Origin of the sequence: Yoonia sp., assembly GCF_030731595.1 — a bacterium.
GTDB lineage: Bacteria > Pseudomonadota > Alphaproteobacteria > Rhodobacterales > Rhodobacteraceae > Yoonia.
In genome coordinates, this window is the sequence record NZ_JANQTS010000039.1 from 62,640 (window position 1) to 70,042 (window position 7,403).

The window sequence follows — 7,403 nt, forward strand, 5'->3', positions numbered from 1 at the left end:
CTCGGAAGAAAGTGGGACTATTGCTTTTGCCGTGCCCGCCAGAGTGTGAAGAGCCCTGCGCCCACGACGATTGCGGCCCCAAAGGCCACATTGGGGCGCAAAGTTTCCCCCAAAAGGAAAATGCCGATGATGCTGGCGAAGACCAGTTGCAGATAGGCAAAGGGCTGGACGGCGCTGGCCTCGGCCACTTCATAGGTCTTGATCAAGAGCCAGTGCCCGCTGGCCCCCGTGATGCAGAGCGCTGCCATCCATTGCCAGTCTGTTGCTGTCATCGGTTCCCAGAACCAGACACCGGCGATGGTCATGACCACCGCCCCTGATGTGCCGGTCCAGAAGAACGAGGTGGCCGTTGTGTCCTTGCGTGCGGCGTAGCGTGTCAGAAGCCCATAAAGTGCAAACATCAGTGCAGAGGCCAGCGGGATTGCCGCGGCGGGTGCAAAGACGGTGTAGCCCGGTTGCAGGATCACCAGCACGCCGATGAAGCCGATCCCGATGGCGGCCCAGCGTCGCCAGCCCACCTGTTCGCCCAAGACCGGGCCGGACAGCGCCGCGATCAGGAGCGGGTAGCAGGCAAAGATAGCGTGGCTCTCTACAAGCCCCAAAAGCACAAAAGCGCTGACCATCACACAGATTTCGAGTGCAAGCAGCGTGCCGCGCGTGATTTGCAGAAGCGGTTGTTTTGTTGCTGCCGCTGCCCGGATCGAGCCGGACTGCCGTGTCGCGATGGTGATCACGAAGGCTGCAAAGAACCAGTACCGGATCATCACGATCATGATGACGTTATAGTTTTCCGCCAAATGCCGCGAAATGCCGTCTTGCACCGCAAAGACAAAGGTTGTGGCGATCATTAGCATGATGCCAAGGCGGGTGTTAGTTTGCATCAGGCATCCTTGCGCGGGTCATATGGCGCTTGCGGCCATAGCCTGCCGTCCGCGTCACTTCGAAACCCGCATTTGATAGGCTTTGCCGGATATGTCCAGCGGCACTATAGGTCGCCGCTGTGCCGCCTGCTTTGGTATGCTTCCCGACGGCCCGCAGCAGGTCCGGTTCCCACAATTCGGGGTTTTTTGCAGGCGAGAAACCATCCAGAAACCACGCATCAGCCTTGTGCGGCCATGCCGGCAGTGTCTGCCGCGCATCGCCGGTGATCACGTGCAGTATCGGGCCGTCAGTTAGGTCAGTGGGTCCATCGCCGGGTTGCCATTCGGCCAGCAGAATATCGGCATAAGGGCCCAATTGCGGGAAATGCGCCAGCGCTGCGCCCATATCGTCGGGCGCCATCGGAAAGGCCTCGAATGAGGTGAAGTGCAAATGCCCTAGTTTGCCCGCCTCAACCCACGCAGCCCATGTCACAAGAAGGTTCAGTCCTGTCCCGAAGCCAAGCTCACCGATCTGGAAATTACCTCCGAACCGCGCCGGCAAATCGTTACCGCCCAAGAACACATATTGCGTTTCGGCCAGACCGTTATCGAGCGAATAGTAAGGATCATCAAAGGCGGTCGCGATCGGCACGCCGTCACGCCAGTCAAGTTTTGCAGTCTGGTCTGTCATCGCCCTACGCCTTAGGTATGCGCCATCTTTGGGCGGAAGGACGCGGAATGGCAACGGCTGATATCACGGTAATGGGGGCGGGCGTGTTCGGCCTTTCGGTGGCCTATGCCAGTGCGCGCCGGGGGGCCTTTGTCCGTGTGATTGACCCTGCCGGTGTTGCCGCAGGGGCCAGCGGTGGGTTGGTCGGTGCCTTGGCCCCGCATGTTCCGGAAAACTGGAATGACAAGAAGGCCTTCCAGTTTGAAAGCCTGATCATGGCGGCGGCGTTCTGGGCTGATGTCGAAAGGCTGACCGGGTCCGATGTAGGCTATGCGAGGTCTGGCCGTTTGCAGCCTTTGGCTGACGCGCATGCTGTTGCATTGGCCCGCGCGCGGGCGCTGACGGCCGCAGAGCTTTGGCAGGGCAAGGCCACGTGGGAGGTGGTCGAGGCGGGCAGCAATGGCTGGATGCCGCCATCACCCACAGGGTTGGTTGTCCATGATACCTTGTCCGCCCTGATCCATCCGCGTCGCGCAACGCAGGCCTTGGCTGATGCCGTCGTTGCCTTGGGTGGCGAAGTGATGACTGAAGCGCCGGCCGAGGGTTCCGTTGTCTGGGCCACCGGTTGGGACGGCCTGCGCGAGATTGGCGGCAACGGCGTCAAAGGGCAGGCCGCCTTGCTCCGTTATGATGCGGCGGGGCAGCCGCAGCTTTTTGCCGATGCGCTGCATATCATTCCTCACGGCGATGGGACGGTAGCGATCGGGTCGACCTCTGAGCGGGCTTTTGATGATCCGACAGCAACCGACACTGCATTGGATGATGTCTTGGCGCGTGCCATTGCGGCTTTCCCGGTTCTGGAGGGGGCCGCCGTCATCGAACGCTGGGCAGGTGTGCGGCCTCGCAGTCAAAGCCGTGCTCCGGTCTTGGGCATGCATCCGACCCGCAAGGGGGAATTCATCGCCAATGGCGGGTTCAAGATCGGCTTTGGCATGGCCCCGAAAGTGGGCGAGGTTATGGCTGACTTTGTTCTTGAAAGGCGCGACACGATCCCTGACGGATTTCGCGCGCCTAGCGGTTAAGCGGCATGTGCCGGTTCACATCCTTGTAAAGCAGATAGCGGAACGGCCCCGGCCCTCCGGCATAGCAGGCCTGCGGGCAAAAGGCGCGCAGCCACATGAAATCGCCGGCCTCGACCTCGACCCAGTCTTGATTGAGCCGGTAGACCGCCTTGCCTTCCAGCACGTACAGCCCGTGTTCCATCACGTGGGTTTCCGCAAAGGGAATGACGCCGCCCGGCTGGAGGGTCACGATATTGACGTGCATGTCGTGGCGCATATCAGCGGGGTCCACGAAACGGGTGGTTTTCCAGACGCCATCGGTATCCGGCATGGCGATCGTCGTGGCGGCACCTTCGGTTGTGACAAAGGCGTCGGGATGGTCGATGCCTGCGACCGCCTGATAGGCCTTGCGAACCCAGTGGAATGTGGCCGTGGCATCCGTGGTATTGGCAAGAGACCAGTCGCAGCCCGCCGGCAGAAAGGCATAGCCGCCTGCTGATAGTAGGTGCGCTTTGCCTTCGATTGTCAGGGTAAAGCCACCCGCCACCACAAATAGTACGCCTTGCGCGTTCGGTTCTGTCTCTGGCCGCGTGCTGCCGCCACCGGGGCTGACTTCCATGATGTATTGGCTGAAAGTCTCGGCGAAACCGGACAGGGGGCGGGCCAGCACCCATGCCCGTGTCTTTTCCCAGAATGGAAGGTTGCTGGTGACGATGTCGCTCATCGTCCCCTTTGGGATCACGGCGTAGGCCTCGGTGAACATAGACCGGTCCGTCAGCAGTTGGGTCTGGGGTGGAAGGCCACCTGTTGGCACGTAGTAGGACGATTTGGACATCGTGCGTTTTCCTTCACGCAATATTGCTGGGCAGGGGGCGGTCTCGGCACAGAGGCAGCCCCGTCATAAGGCCTTTCTGCGCGCTTTGAAAGTTCAGACTGTTGGTGCGGTCGCAAAGGGCAGATGCCCTGTTTTTATCCACAAGGTGGCACCCTCGTCCTGCGCCGTGATCCGCAAAGGCGTCCCTTCGGGAAGCCGGAGCCACGTGCCTTTTGGCAAGTGATCGCCGCCTTCTTGGCAGAGACCTGAGAGGATCAGGATTTCAGCTCCCCCGGAGGGCAGTTCGCTCAAGCTGCTGCCCGCGGCCAGTGTCACGAAACGCACTGTCTCGCGGGAGTCGCGGTACAGGGTCTTGACGCTGATACCGTCGCCTTGGACGGTCAGGTCACTGTCCATCTGCATCCGAAACTGGGTGCGGTCTGCGGGGTCGAATTGCCACAGTTTGACAAAGATCGTGCATCCATCCTCGGCACCGGGCGTATGCGCTGTGGTGGGCGGGTTGCGCACATATGTTCCTGCGGGATAGTCTCCATGCTCGTCTTGAAAGACACCCTCCAGCACGATGAACTCTTCGCCGCCGTCATGGGTGTGGGCTGAAAAATGGCTGCCGGGGGCATAGCGCACGATAGATGTGGCGCGGGCGACCTCATCCCCGATCCGGTCGAGCATCCGCCTGTCCACACCTGCCATGGGCGAGGCTTTCCACGGGATGTCTTGGGTCTGGATCAGGACCCTTTGGGAGAAGTCGGCGTTCAGTTCCATGGGGTGTCCTTAAAGCGGGGCGAGCGTGATGCCCGCATCTTCCAAATGTTCCCGGATGCCGCGCGCCATAGCCACAGCACCGGGCGTGTCGCCATGCAGGCAGATCGTGTCGATCTGGCAGGGAATGTGTTTGCCGGATTCCGCAACGATGCCGCCAACCTTGACCATATTGGCGATGCGCGGGGCGGCGATGTCTACGTCGTGCAGGACCGCCCCGGGCAGGCTGCGGTCAACAAGGGTCGCATCATCGTTATAGGCACGATCCGCGAAAATTTCTCCGGCCCACGCGCAGCCCAGTTCGCGCGCGGTTTCTTCCTGCGCCGTCGCGGCCAGCACCATGATGATGATATCGGGATCAACGTCGAGTGCGGCTTGATAGCAGGCCCGCGCCAGCGCGTGATCGACCGAGGCCATATTCGCCAGTGCTCCGTGTAGTTTCAGATGCCGAACACGTCCGCCCGCCCGTTTGGCCATGGCTTGGGCCGCGCCAAGTTGATAGGCGACCGCATTGCCGAGTTCGCTGTAAGGAAGCGGCAGGGGCCGCCGTCCGAACCCCTTGAGGTCCGCAAAGCCGGGATGCGCGCCGATACCCACACCTTTGGCAACTGCAAGCCGCATCGTGTGGTCCATCACATCAGGATCGCCTGCATGAAAGCCGCAAGCCACATTAGCCGAGGTGATGATATCCAACAGAGCAGTGTCATCACCCATCCGCCACGGCCCGAAGCCTTCGCCCATATCGGCGTTCAGATCGACTTTGTGCGTCATATCAGGGCCTTTCCAGATCGTCGCCGCGCGTAGCACCACTAATCAATTGGTAACGCAGCAGATCGGCAATGTCATGGGGATCGCGCACCATCGGCTGGCACATCTTTTCCAGAGCGCGCAAAGTTTGCCCTTGTGACGTGGCGGTCGCGTCGGCTTCTTCCACAGTCAGGAACTGAAACCGGATCTTTGTGCCCGGCGCAGCCTGCGCGATTTTTGGCAGATCGCGGGGGATGACGCTGCCGATCCTTGGGTAGCCGCCGATGGTCTGGCATTCGGCCAGCAACACGTAAGGCACACCATCGCCGGTCATCTGGATATCGCCCGGAACGATCAGGTCCGAGACTTGGTTGAGCCCGCCTTCGGTGCTGAACCCGCCCCCTTCATGATCGAGCCTGATCCCTTGGCGGTTGCCGCGGGGGCTACGCAGGAAAGAGGTCTTGGCAAAAAGCGCCAAGGTCGCGGGCGCAAAGAAATCGGTCTGCGGTCCGGGCATGACGCGGATCACACCGCCTGAAAAACGATCCTCTGGGGTCAGTTTTTGCGGTGGCCGCATCCGGTCGGGGTCTTCGCCAATGGGGAGCATATCGCCTGCTTGCAGCCGTTTGCCGATGCCTGCGGTCAGATGTGTGGCGCGGCTATCCATGACGGGTTTTGTGATGATCCCGCCAGCGCAGGCAAAGTAGCCAAACACCCCCTGTTTTGCGCCACCAATGGTCAGCGTGGCTCCAGCCGGCAGGAAATGCGTGGCATTGGGCGTGATCGGTTCGCCATCAATATCCGCCTGCATCTTTGCGCCTGTCAACGCGATCCGCGTGCCTGCATCCAGGCGGAACACACCGCCAAAACCCATCATCTCGATCACAGCCTGCGCGGGGTCTGATCCAAGCAGGGCTGCGGCTTCTAACAGTGCCAAAGGATCAGCAGCGCCGCCGGTTGAAAGACCCTGCGCCTTCCACCCCGGACGGCCCAGATCCTGCACCGTCACACCCGGCCCTGCGCTATGAACCGTCAGTTGCGGCATCAGCGAAGTACCTCGCAGGTCGCGCCACCATTGGTGTCGTTATTGCCCTGGATATCGCGGAACGCACTGTCAGATACCGCATGGAACTGCACCGCGTCGCCTGCGGTGAAGGCGAAAGGCTGCGATGTTTCGGGCAGATAGACACGAAAGGCAGTTTGCCCGATGTGCCGCCAGCCCGTGGGCGCGTCAGCCGCCCAGATGATCAGCTGCCGCACGGCGGTGATCAACGCGCCGGGCGGCAGACTTTCGGTCAGCGATGACTGGCGCGGAATATCCCAGTGGTCTGGCAGCATGCCCAGATAGGGCTGCCCTGGCGCAAATCCGATGGCCATCACTCGCACGATGGCGGCTTCGATCTCGGCGATGGCCTGCGCTGGTGTCAGCCCTGCCAATGCGGCGGCCTCCTCTAGTTGCGGCGCATACGCTGGCCCGAAAGCCACAGGAATTCGCCAAAGCCGTTTTGGGCCGGCAACGGTTGTTTCATGGACAGCAAGGACCGCCTTGATCGCTTGCGCCACCTCTTGACGCGTGGTCACGTCGGGATCAAACCCCACGCGGACCGACACCAAAGATGATGCGACTTCGGTGATACCGGCGATATCTGCCGCTTGCATCCGGTCACGAAAATCCAAAGCGCTTTTATTGGCCTGCGACGTCAGACGGCGTGCAAAGCGCACCAGAATGCCATCCACACCCAGTGGTCGAAGTTCCGGTTCAGTCGTGGGCAAAGTCATCCTTGGGGTCTACGAGGTCTTGTCCGGTGTGTCGATGGGGCCGTCTTCTTTGACCCAACCCGCAAACCCTTCTTTGAGATGGGCCGCCGGAAATCCCATCTCGTTCAGTGTTGCGACAGTCAGGGCAGACCGCCAGCCAGAGGCGCAATGAAAGACAAAAATCCGGTCCTCGCCAAAGATATCCTTGAAATAGGGGCTTTCGGGGTCGATCCAGAACTCGGCCATCCCGCGCGGGCAGTGAAAGCTGCCGGGGATCGCCCCGCTGCGTTGCCGTTCGCGAATATCGCGCAGATCGACGAAAGTCACCTTTGGATCGGCCAACATGGCGATAGCCTCTGCTGTGTCGATCTCTTCAATGCGTGCACGGGCGTTCGCGACCATAGCTGCGGCGGATGTTCTGAGTTTGGGCACCTGTCTGTCCTTTCATCGTCACACGCATCTTGCGCACAGCCCGCACCAGATTGTCCAGTTGTCGATGCTGGAAGATTTGCAACAATTCATGACGCCAAAATGAGAAAGGTTCATTTCACCCCAAAGGACAGCTCCGTCTAGAACATGCTGAAAGACCTCTCATTTACGGAGACGCAAAAGATGCGCACACACTACCTGATTGCCCTTTGTCTGCTGGCGGCGACCGCTGGCCCCGCTACTGCACAGGATGACACGGCCACCACCGAAGAAATCATGGAAGA

Annotated in this window: 9 protein-coding genes; 1 reads left to right on the forward strand and 8 read right to left on the reverse strand. The window is 60.7% G+C overall.

Going from position 1 to position 7,403, the window contains the following annotated elements; genetic code table 11:
- Positions 1 to 17 precede the first annotated feature (17 nt).
- Together NWQ23_RS03805 and mnmD are read right to left on the reverse strand one after the other, a co-directional pair.
- The gene (locus tag NWQ23_RS03805) at positions 18 to 881 is read right to left on the reverse strand and encodes a DMT family transporter (RefSeq protein WP_306164914.1); all 864 of its coding nucleotides are present in this window, start codon (positions 879 to 881) and stop codon (positions 18 to 20) included.
- The gene (mnmD, locus tag NWQ23_RS03810; RefSeq protein WP_306164915.1) at positions 871 to 1,551 is read right to left on the reverse strand and encodes a tRNA (5-methylaminomethyl-2-thiouridine)(34)-methyltransferase MnmD; all 681 of its coding nucleotides are present in this window, start codon (positions 1,549 to 1,551) and stop codon (positions 871 to 873) included. The genes NWQ23_RS03805 and mnmD overlap by 11 nt, the downstream gene beginning before the upstream one ends.
- Before the next feature lie 47 nt (positions 1,552 to 1,598).
- Between mnmD and NWQ23_RS03815 the strand changes: the two genes are divergently transcribed.
- A complete protein-coding gene (locus tag NWQ23_RS03815) occupies positions 1,599 to 2,612 on the forward strand; it encodes an FAD-binding oxidoreductase (RefSeq protein WP_306164916.1) in 1,014 nt (337 codons plus the stop codon).
- Here the strand turns inward: NWQ23_RS03815 and NWQ23_RS03820 are convergent.
- The 6 genes from NWQ23_RS03820 to NWQ23_RS03845 form a co-directional block, all read right to left on the reverse strand.
- The gene (locus NWQ23_RS03820; RefSeq protein ID WP_306164917.1) at positions 2,602 to 3,426 is read right to left on the reverse strand and encodes a bifunctional allantoicase/(S)-ureidoglycine aminohydrolase; all 825 of its coding nucleotides are present in this window, start codon (positions 3,424 to 3,426) and stop codon (positions 2,602 to 2,604) included. The genes NWQ23_RS03815 and NWQ23_RS03820 overlap by 11 nt on opposite strands.
- Before the next feature lie 93 nt (positions 3,427 to 3,519).
- Complete coding sequence (locus NWQ23_RS03825; protein WP_306164918.1) at positions 3,520 to 4,188, reverse strand: cupin domain-containing protein; 669 nt, start codon at positions 4,186 to 4,188, stop codon at positions 3,520 to 3,522.
- Positions 4,189 to 4,197: 9 nt separating this feature from the next.
- Entirely contained in the window at positions 4,198 to 4,956 is a 759-nt protein-coding gene (locus tag NWQ23_RS03830; protein ID WP_306164919.1) for a LamB/YcsF family protein, read from the reverse strand.
- A 1-nt stretch (position 4,957) separates the two neighbouring features.
- Entirely contained in the window at positions 4,958 to 5,977 is a 1,020-nt protein-coding gene (locus NWQ23_RS03835) for a biotin-dependent carboxyltransferase family protein (protein WP_306164920.1), read from the reverse strand.
- Positions 5,977 to 6,711 (reverse strand): allophanate hydrolase subunit 1, encoded by a 735-nt coding sequence (locus NWQ23_RS03840; RefSeq protein ID WP_306164921.1) that lies wholly within the window; start codon positions 6,709 to 6,711, stop codon positions 5,977 to 5,979. The genes NWQ23_RS03835 and NWQ23_RS03840 overlap by 1 nt, the downstream gene beginning before the upstream one ends.
- Positions 6,712 to 6,720: 9 nt before the next feature.
- Entirely contained in the window at positions 6,721 to 7,122 is a 402-nt protein-coding gene (locus tag NWQ23_RS03845; RefSeq protein WP_306164922.1) for a rhodanese-like domain-containing protein, read from the reverse strand.
- Positions 7,123 to 7,403: the final 281 nt, after the last annotated feature.